Origin of the sequence: Bacteroides xylanisolvens, assembly GCF_018289135.1 — a bacterium.
Lineage (GTDB): Bacteria > Bacteroidota > Bacteroidia > Bacteroidales > Bacteroidaceae > Bacteroides > Bacteroides xylanisolvens.
The window spans coordinates 4,620,078-4,640,311 of the sequence record NZ_CP072216.1 but is presented as its reverse complement, the minus strand read 5'-3'; the positions used below and the strand labels follow the sequence as shown (position 1 = coordinate 4,640,311).

The following is a 20,234-nucleotide window of genomic DNA, read 5'->3' as shown; positions in this document are numbered from 1 at the left end:
CCAATATCTTCTTTAGTTTAGCATTTGTGTATTTCCCATTCGTGTTCTATTTAGCTCCTTATTATGAGTATGTAGCAAGTTACTTATCAAATTCAGCCTCTTTGAGGGTCAAATATGGTTTTGCAAATGGTGACTGACAAGACATAAACAAGGTCAGCAGGAATTTTTTACATAAATGGACATGAATGTATATAACCTAAAATAAGAATAAATTTTAATAAGGGCTGCCCAAAAAGAAAAAAATGCAGTTGCCATCCTATAGATACTTGCAGAAAGGATAAAATTTACTTTTAGACCTTTTGGGATAGCCCTTATTAATACTTCAGATAAAATTCCTTAGGTTATATTTTCAATCCTTTGGACCGGGTTTCCTCCTTGGCATACAGTCCCGGACGCCCGATTATGACATGGTTGGCAACGATACTATCCGCCGGACTGCGTATCTGCGGCGGTGCATTTTCGGGATATTGCGCCTGCCTGTTCCTCACATCTTCCGCTTCCGGCTTGAGCTGTTGCCCTTCATTCTCCTTTTCTGCGACTTCGGGCGTGGGTGGCGCAAGCTCCAGCTGAATTTTTCGGTCAAGGGCGGCAAGTTCGGACTTCAACTGCTTCAGCTCGTCCTCCTTCTTCCACACCTTACCCGCTATCTCCTGTAACTGCGGTATCTCCATCTCCAGCACCTCGTTCTTCGCCTTGTACTGGTCGATGATGGAGGGTATCCTCTCCATCGCGTTGAGGAAGTTGCGGGCGGCGGCCAACGGGTCAGCCATCGCCAGATGCCCGTTGTTGTAGGTGTACTTGTAGTTCCCCTCGACCACGAAGCGGTTGTCGGTGAACTCCAATCCCTCTTTGAGTATCCTTTCGCTCACCACCTTTATCGGAAAACCGTAAAGTTCACCGACCTGCGTGTACAACCCTCCGGTCGTGGCATTCTTGGCTATCTCCTGCAAACGCTTTCCGATGACCTTCTCATCGGCGGAATCCACTCCGTCCACCTTTATTATATTAAGGCGGTTGCCCTCCTTGTCGGTCTGCACCACCGACAGGAAGCGGTTCCAGTCCTCCGTCATGGCATCTATGAAAGCCGTGTTGTTGCGCAACTCGCCGGTCTTTGACTCCAGCTTGAACTCCGAATCACGCTTGCCCTTGTTGAACGACTTGCGTTCCCCTTCGAGCGATGCGATCCGCTTTTCCAGTTTCGCCTTGTCCAACAGGTCGGTATTGCCGGAGAGCAACGCCATGTATTCCGAGAAATTCATGCCCGATTTTTCGTCCATTGCCCCCTCGTCGATGGTACGCGCACCCATCGCACCGCTTTTGAGCTGGCTTATGAAAGTCTGCTTGCAGTGCAGGAGGTTGAACTTGTAGCTGTCCAGTGACTTCTCCACCGCGTAGATGATTACATCCACGTTGTTCCCGGCGAAATGTTTGGCAATCTCATTACCTGCCCTAACTCCGCGTCCGTCACGCTGTTGCAAGTCGGACGGTCGCCACGGCGTATCGAGATGATGGATAGCCACACACCGTTTCTGGGCGTTCACACCCGTTCCGAGCATAGAGGTAGAGCCGAACAGCACACGCACCGTCCCGGCGTTCATGGCGTCTATCACCGCCTTCCGCGCCTTGTCGGTCTTGCACTCCTGAATGAAGCGCACCTCGCTTGGCGGTATACCGTAGTCCTCCGTCAGTTTGCGCTTGATTTCCGAATAGACGTTCCACCCGTCGCCCGGCTGGTATGTCCCCAAATCAGAGAAAACGAACTGCGTGCCTTTCTGGGCGTCGTATTTTTGATAATACTCCGCGATCATCTTGGCACAGTGACTCGCTTTGTTGTCGGGATGATCTTCGTAATTCGGGTCTATCATGCGCATGTCGAGTGCCATTTTCCGGGCATAGTCCGTGGCGATGAGCATCTTCGCCTTTTCTTCCGTTTCCGAAAGCGGCAGCCTGCCCAACAAGGTGGCATCGCCCGTCTTGGCGAACTGCATCAGTTTCTGTATGAAGTCCTCCTGTTCCGGCGTGGGCGGTATATGGTGCAGTATCTCGTTCTTGGCAGGACGGTCAACGCCCACATCCTCCGCCGTGCGGTAGTCCGTGATTTCATTATAGAAGGCGGCAAGCTCCGGCACTTTGATGAAGTAGCGGAAACGCTCCTTCTGGACCACATTGTTCGTCACGTTAAATTCAAAATCCGTCGTCTTCTTGGCAAATATCGCCGCCCAAGCGTCGAAACACCTTATGTCCTGCCGTTCCAGCTCCTTCGGGCGCAGGTACTTGAACAGCAGGTACAATTCAGTCAGTGAGTTGCTGATAGTCGTGCCGGAGAGGAAGGTCGCACCCAAGTCTTTTCCTGTGCGCTCCTGTATGGTGCGTATGGCAAAGAGCATGTTAAGTGCCTTCTGGCTTCCCTCGCTGTTTCCCAATCCCGCCACACGGTCGTGGCGCGTGTTGAAAGTCAGATTCTTGAACTGGTGGCTCTCATCTATGAAGATGTGGTCGATGCCCATCTGCTTGAAATCCACCACGTCGTCCGTGCGTGACTTTATGGCGTGTTCCACCTTCTCCAGCTTCGCTTCAAGGTTGTGCTTGCGCTTCTCCAATCCTTTCAGCATCGCCCGCGACACGTTCTTTCCCTGCTGCCGTAGCACTTCGAGGTTTTCCTCCACCGTGTCAAGCTCTGCTTGCAGGATGCGCTGCTGCAATTCCGGCGACTGCGGTATCTTGCCGAACTGGTCGTGCGACATGATGACGCAATCGTAGTCGTTGTTCTTTATATTATTGAAGAAGCGCACACGGTTGGCGGTCGAAAAGTCCTTCTCCGAAGCGTACAGAATACGTGCGTTGGGATATGCCGCCTGATAGGTGGCTGCAATCTCCGCAACGTTGGCTTTCAGCCCGATAATCATCGGCTTGTGTGCCAAATTCAGACGCTTCATCTCATGCGCGGCGATGCACATTATCAGCGTCTTACCGGTTCCCACCTCGTGGTCGCAAATTCCGCCGCCGTTCTGTTTCAACATCCAGACGCAATCCATCTGTGAGGGATAGACGCTCTTGATACCCCGGCTTGCCAGCCCTTTCAGGTTGAGGTCGGGAAAGGTCTGATGGGAGCCGTCGTAGCGCGGGCGCACGAAACAGTTGAACTTGCGGTTATACATCGTCACAAGCCGCTCCTTGAACTGCGGCGACTGCTCTTCGAGCCATTCGGAGAAGCCGTTTCGTATCTCGTCAATCTTGGCGTTGGCGAGTTGTATTCCCTCGCTGTCGCGCATCTTGATGTCGTTGCCATGCTCGTCCTTGCCGATGGACTTCATCATGTCAGGGCAGGTGTTGTGCAGGGCGTGTTTTAGGAGGTGCATACCGTCATAGTTCCGGTAATACCCCTTCACCAGAAACTCGTCCGTGATTTTCATGGTGCGGTAGCCGCACACCACCGAAAACTCGTCCATGCTTGCGGAATAGGCGATTTTCACCTCCGTGTCGAACAGCCGGCTCATGTAGGCGGCATAGACACCCGTCGGAATCCAGCGTTCCCCGAAATTGAAGTCCAGATCCTCGAAGGCGATGCGCTGCGGCTCGGCATCTTTCAGAGCCTCCAACGCCTGCTTCACCTCCGGCATACGCTCATTTTCGGGATTGTCACCCATCCATGCCTCTATGCGTTCCGCTTTCTCTATGACATTTCCGGCGATGAAACGGTCTTTGATTTCGTAACCGGTCACGAGCGGATTGTAGTAGATGCGCCCTTGCAGGGCAGTGAGCAAATCCTCCGCCGTGCTGTCGGTTATCTCCCGCATATAGTCGAGATTGACCGTACCATATTTGTTGAGCGACGCAGACAGGGCTTCTTCGGGAGAGCCTACGTTGGCATGGCTCTCCACCGCGAAGGAAACAGGATGCTCGAAGATGTCCGCCTTGACGAACTTTCCGTTTTCCATCCGTTCCAGCGAAAGGATGTCGCGCCCGCCCGCATCCATCATCACTAACTTCACGTTCTGCTTGGCGTTGAGGTTGCCGTAGCGCATGACAAACTCATCGTAACAGGTATTCAGATGCTCTCGCCACGGAACATTTGCCTCGCGCCGGAGCGATTCATAACGGTACAGACGCTCGTAGGCGTCACGCAGCGACACATACAACAACGCCTTTTCCTTCTGGTATCCTTTCAGGTCGAGCGGCTGGAATGTCGCCCCGTATGGCGTGATGTCTTTCAGGTAGCCGATGTTATGACGCCCCCGGTCAGCCACCAGCGACCCTTCGCGCAGGTGCATCTCCGGCGTGCGGTGGTAGGCACGCGGAGAAAGGTCCACGACTTCCTCCTTCGGCTTTTCCGCTTCGATGTCGGGGAAAAGGAAAGTCCCCACCGCTTCCGATGGGGTATCTGTAACGGCAGGTGCGGCGACTGCCTCCGGCTGTGTTTCCTCCTGTCGTGGCTGCTCACGGGAAGTTTCCGGCACGGCTTTCACTTCCGTCTTTTCCGCCACTTGTTTCTCGTTATGCTGCCTTGCCAGTTCCCGAAGTTCTTTCCTACGCTCCGGCGTCAAACCCATCATCATTTCATAGAAACCGTTGATGGGAGGATTGGTATCCCAGTCCAGTGTGGCATAGATGTCGTCCGGGTCGGCAGGCTTGGCGGTGTTCTCCGCTTTCACCTCCTTATTCTCCATTGCGGGTTTTGCAGTTGGAGCTGTCGGTGTAACCGTGACTTTCGGTTTGGGCGGAGTGGACTTTGCCGTAACTGCCTTTTTCACCGTCTTTTTCTTTTTGGAGGTTTTCGGTTGGCTGACCTCTTCCGTCATCCCCCAGAGGTCAAGCAGGGTGAGCTGCACGCCTGCGGAATATTGCGGGCGCGGTTCTATCTCCGGCTTTTCATCTGCGGGTTGCGGCTTTTCTGTCGGAGTTTCCACCGTCTGCGCCGAGGATACTGTTTCCAATTTTATGGCAGGACGCTCTACTTTATTTTGAACGGCAACTTTTTCTTCCGTTCCTGCCTGCCGGATTGAACCCGAATACAAGCGCATGGCAAGCCTGTAATGGAAATCCTCGTCGAGCATACGGCGCAAATCCCCGGCGATGCCTGCTGCCTTGCCCTCGTGCAGATAAACCATAGCGGGCTTCCCGTAGGGGTCTGTGTCAAGTTTCGCCATCGTATGCACGATGCGTTCCGGGTGGTGGATGAAATAGGCGTTGTCGGTCAGGGCGGTTTTCGTGTCCGTCTGTATCACGGTCATCAGCCGCTCGTCCTGCGACATTTCCTTCTTGCTGAGGTTCTTTTGCAGGACAATCAGGTCACTGCCCACCTCCGTGCCCGCGTTGTCCGTGAACAGGTTGTTGGGCAGGCGTATCGCGGATACCAGATTGGCCTGACTGAACAGCTCGTTACGCACGGAGGTCTTGGTGCTATTCAATACCCCTTGCGAGGTGATGAACGCCACGATACCGCCGTCACGCACGGCATCCAGTCCTTTGAGAAAGAAATAGTTGTGGATGGTTTTCTGGGCGGAGCGTCTGCCGAAAGAGTCGCTCCGCTGAAACTCCGCGTCGAACACGGCAATGTCACCGAACGGAATGTTGGACACCGCCAAGTCGAAATAATTGTTGAACGGTCTTTCGATTTTCTCAAAACCGCAGGTGCGCATTTTCTGGTCGGGATAGAGATGCCTCAAGATTGTACCCGTGAGCAGATCCTTCTCGAAAGCCATCACATCCGCATTGGGGCTGTGCCGCAGCATGGAATCCACGAACACGCCGACACCTGCCGACGGTTCGAGCATACGGGCGGGGCGGACGCTGTAATCTGCCAGCACGTCCGCGATGGTGTCGGTTATCTCTTTGGGGGTGTAGAAAGCGGTCAGCACGGACGCTTTCAGCGAATCCACAAACCGCTTGTACTCTGTTTCGTCCTTGCTGTTCTCACGGATAAGCCTGTGCAGCTCCACCGTCGGGGCGAACAGTTCGAGGTCGGATTTCGCCCACCGGACGGCATCCGTCAGTTCCTTTGCAGGGTTGAGGATACATTTCAGACCGCCGAAACCGCAGTACCTTTGAAGTATGGCACGCTCTTCGGTTGTCGCTGTCCTATTTTCCCTGTCAAGGATGAATGCCGTCCGTATCGCCTCGATGTTGTCCCGCAGTTTCTGTTTGCGGTTAAACGCCATATTCGTCTAAGTAAAGGACGGTTGCTCCCGTCAGCTCCGTGTAGAGCAGGTCGTAATCGGAAGACAGGGCGAAATTGTCATCCGAGAGGTCATAGACGGAGAACACGTTGCCGACAAGCGGCAGCAGTTTCAGGACAAAGGCTTCACGCTTCTCTTCCGGCACTTCATCGGCAAACTCGTTTTCCACGACTTCGCGGAGGATGGCGTAACGGGAATAATGCAGCCCGCGCAGCAGCGTGTCCATCGCCAGTTCCTGCGCACCATCGGCGGGATAGCCTTCAAGCCGTGCCCTCTCATACGTTTCGGCGGCACGGTCGGCCCGTTCCCGTATGAAAGCGGTGTCGTCAGCCTGTTCAAACTTGTTCGTGCGGAGATAGTCCAGCAGGTACAGACCGTAATAGGAAAAGTCGGTCTGACCCTCGTTTTTCTTCTTGTTGTTCATTACTTTGGATTTAGCGGATTGATAATTAACGGGATAATCGGTTGGAAAAAGGAAGAAAAAGGCACTCGGTATCCCTCCGAGTGCCACCACTAAATCCAAAGTATGAGTGTAATCCGGTATCGAAGAACAATTCATTACTCTGAACAAGTGGCAAAGTTAATACTATTTCTTCCGTCCTGAAAATTTCTTGTCCTTTTTAGCCTCCGGGAACACAAAAGTCGTGTTATATTCCCCGTCAAAGGCGACAACAGCATCGAAACTCTTGCCCTGTTTGCTCTTGAACCCTTTGAGCAGCTTGGTATGCCCTTCGGTGAGCAGGTCTTTGATTTCATCGTCGGACAGGGTGCGTCCCGCTTTCAGCCGGAACACGGGCAGTCCGCACTCCGTGTTGTCGCAGCGTACCACCTTGCCGTAGAACCGCATCCTGCCCGTGCCACACTTGGGACACGCGCAGCCGGAGTCACGGCTGCCGAAGAGCTTGTCGCACGAGATCAGTTCGGAGGTTATCTCACGTGTGTACGCCTCTATCTCCTTGCGGAAGGTGTCGTCGGACAGTTCCCCGCGCTCGATACGCGCCAGCTCCTTTTCCCATTCGCCCGTCATGGCAACATCGGCGATGCGCATCGTCTTGACGACGGAATTGAGGGCAAGTCCTTTTTCGGTGGGAACAAGCGACTTCTTGCAGCGTTCCATGTAACCGCGCTTGAAAAGCGTTTCGATGATGGAGGCGCGTGTGGCGGGAGTACCGATGCCACAGTCCTTCATCGCCTGCCGCAGTGCGTCGTCCTCAATTTCCTTGCCCGCCGTTTCCATTGCCGAGAGCAGGGTGGCTTCGGTATGCAGCGGCTTGGGTTTGGTCTTTCCTTCGGTAATGGACGAGCCTTTCGGTGTCAGCGTGTCGCCTTCCTGCCAGCCGGGGATGGTAATTTCCTCTTTTTCCTCGCCATAGACGGCACGCCATCCGGTTTGCTTCACGACGCTGCCTTTTACGGTAAACTCCACTCCGGCACATTCCGCCGTGACAGTCGTCACATCCTTGACGCATTTCTCAGAGAATGCCTCGACCATGCGCCCGGCAATCATCTGATAGATGGTATTGTCCTCTTTGGAGAGGAAGAGCGGTTTCTCACCCGTGACGAGCAGGGCATGGTGGTCTGTCACCTTGCCGTCGTCCACGCTGCGGCGTGTCGGGGCGGCTTTTGCCCGCACCTTGTCTTTCCATTCGGGCTGTGTGCCGATGAAAGCGAGCAGTTTGGGAATTTCGGCAAACACGTCTTCGGGGATGTAGCGGCTTCCCGTTCTCGGATAGGTTATCAACTTCTTTTCGTAGAGTTTCTGCGCGATTTCAAGCGTCTGTTCCGCCGTGAAGCCGTGCTTGGCGTTGGCTTCTTTCTGGAGCGTGGTCAGGTCGTAGAGCAAGGGAGTTTCCTCCGTCTTCTCCTTGCGCTCGGCTTTCGTGACAGTGGCGCAACCTGCCGCCTTTACCTTATTATATAGTTCCATCGCCGGTTCTTTCTCTTTCCATTTCTCGGAGGATGAGAATTTCACGACTTCGCCGTCGCAACCGTCCGTTGCGATATGGAGCTGCCAGAATGCTTCGGACGTAAAGCGGCGGTTCTCCCAGTAGCGTTCACATACCATAGCCAACGTTGGTGTCTGCACCCGCCCCACGGAATACGTGCCGTGTCCGGCGGCGATGGATAACGCCTGTGTGCCGTTGATGCCCACGAGCCAGTCGGATTCGCTCCGCGCTTTGGCGGCGAGGTAGAGGTTGTCGTATTTGCTGCCGTCTTCGAGTTTCCGCAGTCCCTCGCGGATAGCTTTGTCGGTGAGAGAGCTGATCCACAGGCGCACGAAAGGAGTGGTGCAACCCGTATAGTGGTAGAGGTAGCGGAAGATAAGCTCTCCCTCGCGTCCGGCATCGGTCGCCACGATGATATGTTCGCTTGTGTCGAACAGTCTTTTGATGACTTTTATCTGCGACACCACGCCGCTGTCGGGCTTGTAACCTTTCTCCGTCCTGACCTGACGGGGGACGAGCGTGAATGTGTCGGGAATAATCGGGAGGTTGTCACGGACAAATCCGCGCACGCCGTAGCCGTCGGGCATGGCAAGCTGAACGAGGTGTCCGAATGCCCATGTCACGGCATAACCGCCTCCCTCGAAATATCCTTCCTCTCTCTTTGTCGCGCCCACGATGCGGGCGATTTCACGTGCCACGGAGGGCTTTTCTGCAATGATTGTCTTCATGTCTTCTTCTTTTTTGTTGATACTTTGGATTTTATTTTGGATTCAGTGGCGGACACGGGATTACATTTTCATGCCCTTGCCCGTTTTCTTCTGCGGCTTCTCCTGCTGCTGTTGCTGGCGGGCGTCCTTCGGGTTGGTCTGACCTTTCTGCAACGGCTCTCTCAGATTCTTTGTAGCCTCGTTGGTCTTGCCATCGTTGTTCACCGCCACCTGCGTGCGGCTCTCGTTGGACGGAGCAACCTGCTGTGCATTGTCAGGGTTCGTGTCGTAGCGGTACGGGCGTCCCTTCTCCGGGTTGAACTTGATATACATCGTGGCATGGAAGCCCTGCTTGTCGGTCACGTTCTCCAGCTTCACGGCTTTACCCGCCACATAGTCGGCTTTCTGCTGGTCGGTGAAGCTCACGCCGCTCCATTTGCTGATGGGGCGGATGCTGCCGTCCTCGTTCGTCCACGTGTTGCGGCGTTGCTCCTTCTTGGTCTGTGCGGCATTTTCCCCGCCCTGCGCCTGACTTTTCGATGTGTCGCCTTTGGTTTCCTGTGTCTGTGCGGTACGGGGCGACTTGCCGGTTCCCGGCACGAACTCCACGCCGCGCTGCTCCACGTTCACTTGCAGGGTGGTGACGAACTTTCTGCCGTCGTTGCGCTCGATGAGCTTGTCGCGTACGGGCAGTCCGGCGCGGAGCATGTCCCGCTCCTGCGTGGTGATTTCCGTCTTGCCGATGCGCTCCGGGATGCGCACCCTGCTTGCCGGAATGTCCGTGATTTCATTCGTCTTGCGGTCGATGCTGATGTAGGAGGGGATGATCTCGCCCGTTTCCCTGTCCACAATGTCCACGACCCTACCGAGATTGCCCGTTTCGCGGAGGTTCTTCCGGTCATTGTCGGAGAATTTGTGTTCCTTGTACTCATCCAGCTTCTGCTCCTTGCGGATGAAGTGCGGCACGAGGCTGATGTTTCCCTCACCGTCCTTCTTGAAGGAGAGGCGGGCGTCCAGCTCGAATGATTCGCCGCCGAAGGTCGGTTTGACCTTTACCAAGTCGGACTTGCCATAGTTGAGCATCTTCGTAAGGTCGCCGGACTTTTCAAGGTTGTCCCGCTTTACGCCCCATCTGTCCTCCAGCTCCTGCCAGTTGATTTTACTCTCGTCGATGGGCTGGTAGCCACGTTTGCCCTGCATCTGTTCGGATTTGTCCTGTTGCTGTTCTTTCCGTTGTTCCATGTTCTCCTGTTTTTGAGGTTCTTGTTTCTCTGTCTGTTGTGCTGCCATCTCTTCCTGCACCTTCTTCTCATAGTCGGAGGTGTCCACCTTGTGAGGGGCGAGCAGCTCCTTGTTCGCTTCGGGGTCTTTCAGCAGTTGCTTCATCACCTCTAAGAGATTTTCAGCTTGGTCTGCCGCAATGCGGTAGAAACCGAAGCGGCTGGGTTCCTTGCACTGCCGGAAGAAGTTCTTGAAGAAGTTGTCCAGCACGTCGCCATGTCGGTCGAATTGCAGGAAACTCTGCGCGTTCTCCGCTTTTGCGGGGGTGCGCTTGGGTGTGCCGTCCGCGTTCAGCCCGGCTACCACGCTGATCTCGCCTGTCTTCTCGTCACGGACTACCAGCACGTCCTTTTCGTCTTTTTTCTTTGCCATCTGAAAAATGTTTTAATGGGTTATTTATGAAAGAAATTATGGATACGAGCCTTGTAGAAGGCTATATCTTCCTTTTTGAAGTCCTTGATATGGTTGGAAAGGAATGTCAGCACGTCCTCCTCGCTGTAATAGGTCTTCTTGCCCAGCGTCTTGTAGGGCAATGCGCCTACGCTGCGGTAGCGTTGGAGGGTGCGTTTGCTTATCTGGAGCAACATGCACAAATCCTGATTGTCGAAAAGGCGGATGCTTTCCGTGATAGTGGGCTGTTTCCCCTCAGCCTTCATCGCCAGCAGCAGTTCGTCCTGACGGTCGAGCCGTTCCATCAGCTTCTGCATCCAGCCCTCGAAGTTGTTTCGTGTGAGCAGTTCCATGACCTATGTCCTCCTTCCTTTTGGTTTGCCGCCCGTGCGCAGCGTGTGGTTGTGGAACAGGGTGTCTATTGTCCCTTCCTCGTTCCTTACTGTGTTGTCCTCCAATAGCCGCAGTATCTCGGAAAGGCGGTAGCGGCAGCTTCCGCGTACCACCACATACTCGATACGGTGGTCGGTGCGCATACGCTGCATGGTGCGCTTGCTCACGTTGAGCATCTTCGCCGCCTGTGCCGTGTCAAGCAGCTTGTCTTCGGTTTCCCGCTTCCGTTTCTTCTCGTCCCTTGCCTCGCGGATGTACCCTGCGATGTTCGCAATCTGCGCCATCATCTCCTTGTAGGCGGAACTTTCCATTGTTATCACTTTCATGTTCAGTCCTTTCTTTTTGTTTCTGCGACAAAATTCGGCAATAAACAAAAGGGGCTTTAACAACTCACTACGTGACTCACGTAAGATTTTTGCGGAAGATGGCTCCGTAACCCGGTCAAACGGCGCAACAGGCAGCCTTTCAGCGGAAAACGATACGTCTTGTATGCCGTTTCGTTACCTTTGCGGCAAACTCTAAATGACATGAATATGGAAATAGTATCTATCGAGAAAAAGACTTTCGAGATGATGGTGGCGGCATTCGGCGCACTCTCGGAGAAGGTCGCCGCCCTGAGGCGCAAAAGCGACACGGGGCGCATGGAAAGATGGCTCACGGGCGAGGAGGTCTGCGGGCAGTTGAGAATAAGCCCGCGCACGTTGCAGACGCTGCGTGACAGGCGGCTTATCGGCTACTCGCAGATAAACCGCAGGTTCTATTACAAGCCAGAGGAGGTGAAGCGGCTGATACCGCTTGTCGGCACGCTCTATCCGCACGGCAGATGATTTGATTTATTCACCCACTGAATCCGAAGTTATGATGAACGAGAACAACGATGTTTTTACGATGGAAGACGAGCCGATAGCCTCTGTGGTGCAGGATATGCGCAAAGGCTCGAAATGGCTGTCCGCATTTCTGGAAAGCTACCGTCCTCCGCTGGACGGGGAACGTTACCTGACGGACGGCGAGGTGTCGGAACTGCTCCGTGTGAGCCGGCGCACCTTGCAGGAATACCGCAACAACCGCGTGTTGCCCTTCATACTTTTGGGAGGGAAGGTGCTTTACCCGGAAACGGGGCTGCGCGGGGTACTGGAAGCGAACTACCGCAAGCCGCTGGAGTGAGGCGGTTTCATGAAAAAGTAAACGGGTGACACCTTTTGTGGTGCTACCCGTTTACTTGTCTTATGGGGTATGTGCAATCAGCAATACCCGGCTTTTCCGTTCTGTATGAACATCACGTATGTCTGCCGTTTCTCTTGTGAGAGTGCCTTTCCCACCAGCCATGTGCGGAACAGGTGGGTGTTGTAGGTATTCACCCTGAAAGCGACCGGGATGATGATTTCAAGGGCGTACACGTCCGCGTGCAGCCCGTTTTCAAGCTGCATGTAGCGGCACACCTCGTAGTCGTTCAGCACGTCCGACTTGCGGACGGCTCTGATGGCGGCGTTCACTGCCGGGACGGTCGTATGGAACAATCCGGCTATTTCGGTGGCGGTCATCCACACGTCGTTACCGGTTACGCTGACTGCCTTGTCCTCGATGATGATTGTGTCACGTTTCATGGCTTTTCTTTTTAGATGGTGCAACCTGCAAATTCCTCGACGCCGTTCAATCTTGCGGCAAGGTTCTCCATGTCCTGATTGAGCTTCTCTTTGGTTATCTTTGCGTAAATCTGCGTCGTCTTTATGCTCTTGTGTCCGAGCATGGAGCTGACCGTTTCGATGGGAACACCGTTGGAGAGGAATATCGTCGTGGCTGCCGTGTGGCGGCTCTGATGCCACGTGATATGCTTGGTGATGCCGCAACGCTTGGCGACGGCACGGATACCGGCAAGGCACGTGTTATAATGCGGAACGGGAAATATCCTGCCGTCCCCGCACAGTCCCCGGTATTTGCCGATTATGCGGTTGGCGATGTCGAGCAGGCGGATGTTGGACACCACGCCCGTTTTCTGGCGGTTGATGTTTATCCACTCGTGTTCGTCGAAGTAGGTGCGGATATTCTCTTCCGTAAGGTTGCGCATATCCGCGAACGACAGCCCCGTGAAGGCGCAGAACAGGTAGAGGTCGCGGTACAATTCCTGTTTGGCGTTTTTCAGTTTCCCCTCCATCAGCAGGCGGATCTCATCTTTGGTCAGGAAACTGCGTGTTGTTTCCTCCTTCTTGATTTCATACTCGCGGAACGGGTCGCGCGTCAGCCACTCGTTGTTGATGGCGATGAATACCATCGTCCGTAACGGGCAGACGTACAGCCACACGGTATTGGTGCAGCAGTGCTTGTCCGTGCGCAGGAACATCTCGAAGTCGGAGATGAAAGCCGGGGTAAGCTCTTTTAGGGCGATGTCCTTCACATGGTAGCGGATGTCGAGGAACTCTTGCATGTGCTTGTAAACGGTGCGGTACTTCAGCAGCGTGCCTTTGGCTTTCATGCCTGCCTCCACCTGCTTCTCGTAGTCCTCGTTGTGCTGGCGGAACACCTGCATCAGCGTGTGGTAGCGGTGTTCCAGTCCGAGAAAGGCGTTCTTCACCTTCTCCGCCGTGACGAAGTTGTCACGCTCCATGATTTCCTGATAATGCCTGTTGATGCGTACCCGCATCTTGTCAAGCATACGGTTCGTTTCGAGTGCCGCCGTGCTTCTGCCCGTGACACGTCCACCTTTGGTGTCCCACAGTTTCGGATCGACAGTCAGTTTGCAGCTGAACTGTGTCTGGCTGCCGTCCACCGTGATGCGTCCCATGACGGGAACTGTCCCGTCCTTTTTCACTACCTGACGCTTGAGGTAGTAGATTACTGAAAATGTACTCTTCATTGTCCTTAATTTTTGGGTTTCAAAATTAGTTGGTGAAGAGTCCGGTGTTGGTACGCAAAACGGGGAGGAACGGCGCAATCTTTTTCCGTAACCTGATTTTTCGCATGAGTTATGGATAACTCACTATTCCTTAGAGCCTTGTTTCGCTATTCGTACCCGTTTGTCGCATTTTCGGGCATGGTTACGAACAAGTAACGTAGCGGCGTCAGGATTTGGCTTCGGCAGGGATTGTAATGGCTTCACGGATTATCGCCACTTCAACCAAAACCCTTGTAACTCAATTCTATCACTATATCTTTCCGCATTTCACTTTTTTTCCGTAATTTTGGAATATAACCCTTATCCCTTTATAATAAGGACTTTGGGTAGATTACCCGATTTTGAGGTAATGAGTTGCCAACCGTTCTTGTTGCTGTATTCTGCTTTGATATGCTTTCTTGGCAACTCGTATATGCCACAAAGGTAATACATTTCTTTCAAAGGCACATAAATCTTCGATATGATTTCTTCTCTCTCTGGCTATATTCAAAATCATGTATTATACACCATTTTTATTAAGTATCAGATTAACCTTGCGGAATAATTCGAAATATTACTCCATCATGCCGAATCAAATACATAACATTCCCAATATCACTTGTAATCAAAATGTCGTCAGATGATGGATACCAAATATACTCAAAACAGTTACAAAAGTCCGTATAGTTAAAAATATCAATCGCACTTTCATTGCTCCATATAACTATGATTTCATTAGGTGGTTGAGTATCTGCAAACAATCTAATCACATGAAAGTCTTCTGATGTGGCATCTATATCTTTGACTAATTCACTTGCTGTTTGAATCTTATTAAAATCTGAAACGTCCGAGTAACAATGTGATGAAAGTTCTCTCAATACGATGTTACTATCCTCCATTGTCAATGTCTTGTATGGGGGAAATTTCCGTTGTGTTTCTTTTTCAAATATGTCAATCTTGAAACTATCCATAAGTATTCTTTCTTCTCATTGTTTCGTTACTTTGCCTGAAATATCATTCTTAATCTCTTTGTTTTTACATAATAATCGCTTGGCAATATATGAAATGACACAAGAGAGCATCGGGGCAAATATTGTCCATAACAGCATTATGATTCCTACCAGTTCATTAGCGGTGATATAACACCCTTCGTCGGGAGGAATATTCGCAGGGCGTTCGCCATTGCCATTCCAATTCCATACAAAACTGAATAGCACAGTGACAAGAATCGCCGTTGTAATCAGAAATATATACACTGCCAATTTCCACCATTGATTGCCTTTATATAGTTTCCATGCCACAACTCCGCCAACAAGCATAAGGCAACAAAATCCCAAGGATGCTAAACCCAATAACTCCAACCAATGTTCCATCCACAATGTAAATATGCAGATGATTGTACATATCAGCACTATTGCTTCAAATTCCCAAAACCGTTTATTGGTCAGTTTCATTCTATAATATAGATTTCACTCGTTATTTGAATTAAATTTCCGGCTTGCCGGGTGGTTAATCTCCGTGCGGCGGTCGCCCATGTCGTAAATGGATGTCGTCATGTTGCCCTTGACATTTTACATTGTGCGAATATCATTATTAAGTTCTTTTCTCCATATTAGTGTACCAATAATCGGAAAGACAAAAGTGAACAATAAAGCAGCTTTGGCATAACCTACAGGTAAGTAATCTCCTTCAAAAAAAAGATAATCAGTTTTTGAAGAATAGTATAATTTAGGAAAATCCCCAGACTTTATCTTGTCTAAGACTCGATCTCCCGTATGTAATACATATTGTTTTGATTTGTAGGTTATAAGAATTATATTTGAACTCTTATAGTTACTTTTTTCCTCAAATCCATTATATGTGTAATCAGTGATAGGCGCCTGTGTTTCTTCTATATAGTTACCGTACAAATAGCATAGATACAAAACAAGAGATAAAACTAATCCTGCGCAAAAAATTGTCTTAAATAAAGTTTTAATCTTCATATTTTTATGATTTTTGAGAAGCTGTAAAAGATGTTAGGATATTTCTTGCCACTCTTTAACTCATGCGATAGTTTATAGAATTTCATTGCTTACCTCCTTTCCGCCAAAGACAAATAAAAAGGGATATTATCACAATACAATCAAGCAGTGAAAGAATATAATAACCCCCAAAATGGATATTGCTCATGTAGAGGCAATCGAAGAATGACTCTTGTGTGATTTCCGCACACCATACTCTAGCCTGTTCCGCTAAATGGCAATAATTCAATAGTACAATGATATGAGCCAATATCAATATAGCTATCGAAATTATACCCAATATTCTTTGCCACTTCTTCATATGATTTTTTGTATTACTCTAACGCCTACAAAATTACAGCATTTTCCGCAGAAAACCTTGTGCTGTCATATACAAAGTGCTTAACCTGAATGAAAAGAAGTCATGTGGCTACAATTTCATTCCCCTGTCTTTCCTTGGAGGCGATACAGGTCGGTGTATCCTTTGCTGCAATTTCTCAAACTGTTCCTTAAACCAATCCCCGATAGGTCGCAAGTTTATCGTAAGGACAAGCCTACCATTGTCAGAGAACACTTTGGCTTTGACATCATTTGCCATGAATTTCCGCTTATGTTCTTCCGAATACAGTTCACCGCTATACTCAACAGGTTTGCCTGTCAGCAATGTTGCAGTCTGCTCTTGGCTGAAACCTACGGCAAGGCATAACCTTTCGAGATTGAGCATACCCTTTATTTGCGGAAACCATTTCAATGTCTTGTTCAACAAGGCGGTAAGCCTTGATGCCTCTTTCTTATGTTCGGTATCTCTTACCTGCAACTCCTTGATATGCTTCTGTTGCATATCCAACAGTTGACGTCTGTGGCCTGCCTGCATGGTCTGTAGCTGGGTTTGCAGCGTTTCGATGGTTTCCTCGTGCATGGCTACTGTTTGATGCAATGATGAGTTTTCTCTTTCCAAAGCCTTGACCTTGTTACTTCCGAAAAGAGAACCGACACTTTCGGCTATGTTGGTGGCTGCGGTTGTGGCTGCCCCTTTCAGTTTCTCGGTCTGAATTTCTTTCTTGGCTCGCCTGAGTTCCTCCTGTACCGTTTCCTTACGGTCTTGGAGTTGTCCGATGTCTGTTCGTAACTGTTCCGTCTGCTGCATCAGGTCACGGTAATACTGCCGTGTGGTGATATGCTTCGCTTCCGAGCCGTCAATGCCACGCTGTAACCCATAACCGCTCATGGCTTGGGCATAGGTGTCCTGATAGGATTTGAGCTTGGCACGTGTCATAATCTCATCGGCACACAATCGGGCTGTATCGGTCGGTTTCTTGCGGTATCGCTTCTTAACCTGTTCCTCCTTCTTCTTGCGCTTGCGCTCTCCCTTGACTATCGGGACAAGGGTGGCGTGTATGTGTGGTGTCTGCTCGTCCATGTGCAGGACTGCCGACACGATATTCTCCCTGCCGAATGTGTCGGCAAGGTATTTCAGATTGTCATCGCACCACTCATCAAGTCTGCCCTCGTTGGTGATGCGTTCCATATCCTCGTGCGTCCCCGTGAGCAGGACACGGATTGCCCTCACTTGGTTGTTGCCGATTTTGCGTGTCAGTCCTGCGGTGTCCAACCGGTGCTGTATGGATTGTGTCCTGTTCTCCACTCCGTCAGGAAATGTTATCAGTTCCCGATTGAGGTGCGTCCTGCTCTCATCGGCATTCTTCGGTTTGATGGTGCGCTCTATGTGCGCTGACATAGCGGCATCCGTTCCGCTTGTCTTCTCCATGTGCAATACTGCATAGCCCATATATAATCCTTTCTTTTTAACTTGTGAAACAATGGTTGATGATTTACTTTTGCACGGCTTTTGCCGTTGGTTGGGAGTGTCCAGAGAGGTGCAACCTCTTTGGCTTATTGGGGGATTTTCAGCGTTGCTTGCAATGCGGCTCGGACAAATTCCCTAATAAGCTACGGTATTTTCCGTTGGCAAATATCCGTGTCGCTGCAAGCATCCTCTTCTTACATCTTCAGCCCCCGCTTTTTCGGTGGCTGCATCATCCGCCTTGCGGATTGGACTTGCCTCTCCTGTTTCATCGGCTCCGCCGATTGGGACAAGGGCTTACCGCACAGGTAGTCGTTCAGGTCTTTGTGCCCGTTGTAGTTTTGGGAAAAGTCCCTGATACGTCCGGCAAACTCTCCTGCCAGTTCCCAATACGCTTTCCGCCCTGCCTCGTCATTGTCAAGCAGACAGTGTACGCGCTCATACCCGTGCAGCACGTCTATGGCTTTGCATACATTGGAAACGGAATTGAGAATAACGTAATCCTGCCCGTCAAGGTTGGGCATGGTCGGGCAGTTCTTCATCCGCAAGGTGAGGAATGAAAGATAGTCCGTCATCCCCTCGAACACGAGACATTTCTCTCTCGGCTCTCCCGATTGTCGGATATGGCTGATGTCCTTCGGTGCGATGCAACCCTTAAAGAAACGGTTGCGTACCTCATAGCCTCCTGCCACATTCGGGAACCCGATGGCGAAATAGGGTTTGTCGTTATGGACGAAGTGCAGTTCCTTACATTCAGCCCGTGCCAATGCGGTGTTTATTCCACGCTCCTGCAAGTAACGGAGCAATGCAGGGTGAGTGAGTTCTCTCACCTCCAAATGTTGGAAACTCGGTTCGGATGCCTGCTGACGAAAAGAGAAAGACACGGGACGGACGTGCGGTGCTTGTTCCGCAATCTTGCCAAGCAGGTAAGGCACATAGTCCGAACCGTAAAGCTCCTGTGTCAAAGCGATGATGTTGCCGCCATTGCCTGTTCCGAAGTCGTACCATTGGTTGAGTTCGGTGTTTATCTTGAACGAGGCTTCCGTTTCCTCCCTGAACGGGGATTTGTACCAAAGGCTTTTGCCCTGCTGCTTGACGGGGCTGTAGCCCAAACTTTGCAGATAGTCTGCCAGCTTGATTGTTTTTGCTTCTTGGATGTTCATAATGTATATTTCTACGGATTTGATGATGGTTGATAAAGTGATGATTTGATGAATGAAATAATATTCTTATTGTATATCAATACAATAGCCTCTCATCATACTTTCATCAAAACATTTACCGAAAGAGAAAGGATATTGGTGGTTTCTTTCTCTTTTCATCAGCAAAATGTCTTTGATGAAAAGTTGATGAGAAAATAACATACTGTATTCCAATGATTTTATATACTTATTCATCATTTCATCGAAATAATCATAGTGTTTCTAAAAAAGCTCTTGTCACGGTGTAATATCTTCCTGTCCTGCGAAGTGGAGAGTAACGACATTTCCGATTATAGTCCACTTGGTAGGTGGTATATGTGAGGGTGTTGTGGGCAGGCGTGAGCTTCCAACACTCCTGCAACACTTTCCTCACTTGGTACATCTCCGCCTTGACATACGAGTTTGCCAACAACGTGAGCATGTCGTTGCAGCAAAAAGAGAAAGTGTCAATTCCCGTACTTGCCATGATGTCAAGTATAAGTTCGCACATTTCTATCTCCAATCTGTTGCGGTTGCTGCGGATAATCTTCCGCAAGGCTTCGGTATGCAGCAGTGACGGGGCAAACCACATACGGCTTTCTTTCTCGGTGGATAGTTGCCTGTGCTGTAAATGGTAGAGGAAAGCAGGTATCTCCGCTTTCAGCTTTTGCAGGAAGTCGGTATCATCGGACTGCAAGCGGTCTATCTTCCGCACCCAATAGCGAGTTTCCCCTGCGTCTATGATGACGGGCAGATACTCGTTGTTGGAACACAGCACGAACTTGGCAAAGAACGCTATCTCATCACGGTCTTTGCCTTTGGCTTCCACCTTATAGGACAACGTGGTACTGAGGTTCTTCAACCGTTCGCTGTCCTCCCTGCGGCTAAGTAATACTTCATCCACCACGATAAGCAGCTTGCCGGACCAATCGGAATTGAACTGGCTGCGGAAATCCTCGTTGGTATTGAATGTCACGTTGTTCTGAAACAGGGCTTTCAGAAAGTTCAGGAACGTGCTTTTGCCTGTGTTCCGTTCTTCCGATACCAATAGCAGGATTGGCAGTTTTTGAATAGGTTGCAGGTATAGCAGTTGCAGATAGTCCATCCCCAACTCGTATTGTTCCCCGAAGATGTGCTTCACCAACGAACGGATAGAGGGAAAATCACCCTCCATCGGCTTGTGATCTATCGGTTCATAGAGGTTCAGGAACTTGTCCACTATCGGACGGTAATTCACGTGGTCGGGAACCGTGCAGAAGCCGTCATACTTCGGCACGGTGGCGAGATAGTGCTTGCCATAGTCCTGCCGCAGGGTCTCATTGTTCCACACGATTCGTTTCTTCACGTAGCTACCGTTCAGTCGGGGCTGGTTCACTAACTTGTAGAGGGTCGTACCCACTCGGATAAACTCCTCCTTGCTGATGTCTGATTTACTCATTGTTCATACGCTTAAATGGTTGATAAATAATAGTATGCAAAATTAG

Annotated in this window: 16 protein-coding genes; 2 read left to right on the top strand and 14 right to left on the bottom strand. The window is 50.8% G+C overall.

Translation table 11 applies throughout. The features are described from left to right. Positions 1 to 341 precede the first annotated feature (341 nt). The 6 genes from INE92_RS19320 to INE92_RS19295 all read right to left on the bottom strand — a co-directional run bounded on the left by INE92_RS19320 (position 342) and on the right by INE92_RS19295 (position 11,282). Entirely contained in the window at positions 342 to 6,158 is a 5,817-nt protein-coding gene (locus INE92_RS19320; protein WP_004291462.1) for an N-6 DNA methylase, read from the bottom strand. Further along, positions 6,148 to 6,600 carry a DUF1896 domain-containing protein gene (locus INE92_RS19315; RefSeq protein ID WP_004304266.1) on the bottom strand — a complete coding sequence of 151 codons (453 nt, stop codon included), beginning with the start codon at positions 6,598 to 6,600 and terminating at the stop codon, positions 6,148 to 6,150. Before INE92_RS19315 ends, INE92_RS19320 begins: the two co-directional genes overlap by 11 nt. Before the next feature lie 162 nt (positions 6,601 to 6,762). Continuing rightward, positions 6,763 to 8,850 carry a type IA DNA topoisomerase gene (locus INE92_RS19310; RefSeq protein ID WP_004291456.1) on the bottom strand — a complete coding sequence of 696 codons (2,088 nt, stop codon included), beginning with the start codon at positions 8,848 to 8,850 and terminating at the stop codon, positions 6,763 to 6,765. 60 nt (positions 8,851 to 8,910) lie between these two features. After that, positions 8,911 to 10,482 (bottom strand): DUF3945 domain-containing protein, encoded by a 1,572-nt coding sequence (locus tag INE92_RS19305; RefSeq protein WP_004291455.1) that lies wholly within the window; start codon positions 10,480 to 10,482, stop codon positions 8,911 to 8,913. 20 nt (positions 10,483 to 10,502) lie between these two features. Next, entirely contained in the window at positions 10,503 to 10,853 is a 351-nt protein-coding gene (locus tag INE92_RS19300; protein WP_004291454.1) for a helix-turn-helix domain-containing protein, read from the bottom strand. Between the two features lie 3 nt (positions 10,854 to 10,856). Continuing rightward, positions 10,857 to 11,282 carry a helix-turn-helix domain-containing protein gene (locus INE92_RS19295; protein WP_004291432.1) on the bottom strand — a complete coding sequence of 142 codons (426 nt, stop codon included), beginning with the start codon at positions 11,280 to 11,282 and terminating at the stop codon, positions 10,857 to 10,859. Between the two features lie 138 nt (positions 11,283 to 11,420). On the opposite strand from INE92_RS19295, the gene INE92_RS19290 reads away from it, so the two are divergent. Further along, the gene (locus tag INE92_RS19290) at positions 11,421 to 11,720 is read left to right on the top strand and encodes a helix-turn-helix domain-containing protein (protein ID WP_004291426.1); all 300 of its coding nucleotides are present in this window, start codon (positions 11,421 to 11,423) and stop codon (positions 11,718 to 11,720) included. A 31-nt stretch (positions 11,721 to 11,751) separates the two neighbouring features. After that, on the top strand, positions 11,752 to 12,057 hold the full coding sequence (locus INE92_RS19285; protein ID WP_004291424.1) for a helix-turn-helix domain-containing protein: 306 nt from the start codon (positions 11,752 to 11,754) through the stop codon (positions 12,055 to 12,057). A 77-nt stretch (positions 12,058 to 12,134) separates the two neighbouring features. On the opposite strand, the gene INE92_RS19280 is transcribed toward INE92_RS19285, so the two are convergent. From INE92_RS19280 to INE92_RS19245, 8 genes are all read right to left on the bottom strand, one after another. Further along, positions 12,135 to 12,497, bottom strand: coding sequence for a hypothetical protein (locus tag INE92_RS19280; RefSeq protein WP_004291423.1), 363 nt, complete (start codon positions 12,495 to 12,497; stop codon positions 12,135 to 12,137). An 11-nt stretch (positions 12,498 to 12,508) separates the two neighbouring features. Continuing rightward, a complete protein-coding gene (locus INE92_RS19275; protein ID WP_004291422.1) occupies positions 12,509 to 13,744 on the bottom strand; it encodes a site-specific integrase in 1,236 nt (411 codons plus the stop codon). A 566-nt stretch (positions 13,745 to 14,310) separates the two neighbouring features. Next, positions 14,311 to 14,733 carry a hypothetical protein gene (locus INE92_RS19270; protein WP_101571551.1) on the bottom strand — a complete coding sequence of 141 codons (423 nt, stop codon included), beginning with the start codon at positions 14,731 to 14,733 and terminating at the stop codon, positions 14,311 to 14,313. A gap of 15 nt (positions 14,734 to 14,748) precedes the next feature. Then, positions 14,749 to 15,216, bottom strand: coding sequence for a hypothetical protein (locus tag INE92_RS19265; protein WP_101571553.1), 468 nt, complete (start codon positions 15,214 to 15,216; stop codon positions 14,749 to 14,751). Positions 15,217 to 15,333: 117 nt separating this feature from the next. After that, a complete protein-coding gene (locus tag INE92_RS19260; RefSeq protein ID WP_145996513.1) occupies positions 15,334 to 15,747 on the bottom strand; it encodes a hypothetical protein in 414 nt (137 codons plus the stop codon). A 448-nt stretch (positions 15,748 to 16,195) separates the two neighbouring features. Next, the gene (gene mobV / locus INE92_RS19255) at positions 16,196 to 17,554 is read right to left on the bottom strand and encodes a MobV family relaxase (protein WP_101571555.1); all 1,359 of its coding nucleotides are present in this window, start codon (positions 17,552 to 17,554) and stop codon (positions 16,196 to 16,198) included. Positions 17,555 to 17,766: 212 nt separating this feature from the next. Continuing rightward, positions 17,767 to 18,732: a toprim domain-containing protein gene (locus INE92_RS19250; protein WP_101571557.1), complete on the bottom strand. Its 966-nt coding sequence runs from the start codon at positions 18,730 to 18,732 to the stop codon at positions 17,767 to 17,769. 250 nt (positions 18,733 to 18,982) lie between these two features. Beyond that, positions 18,983 to 20,188 (bottom strand): primase-helicase family protein, encoded by a 1,206-nt coding sequence (locus INE92_RS19245; protein WP_101571559.1) that lies wholly within the window; start codon positions 20,186 to 20,188, stop codon positions 18,983 to 18,985. Positions 20,189 to 20,234 lie beyond the last annotated feature (46 nt).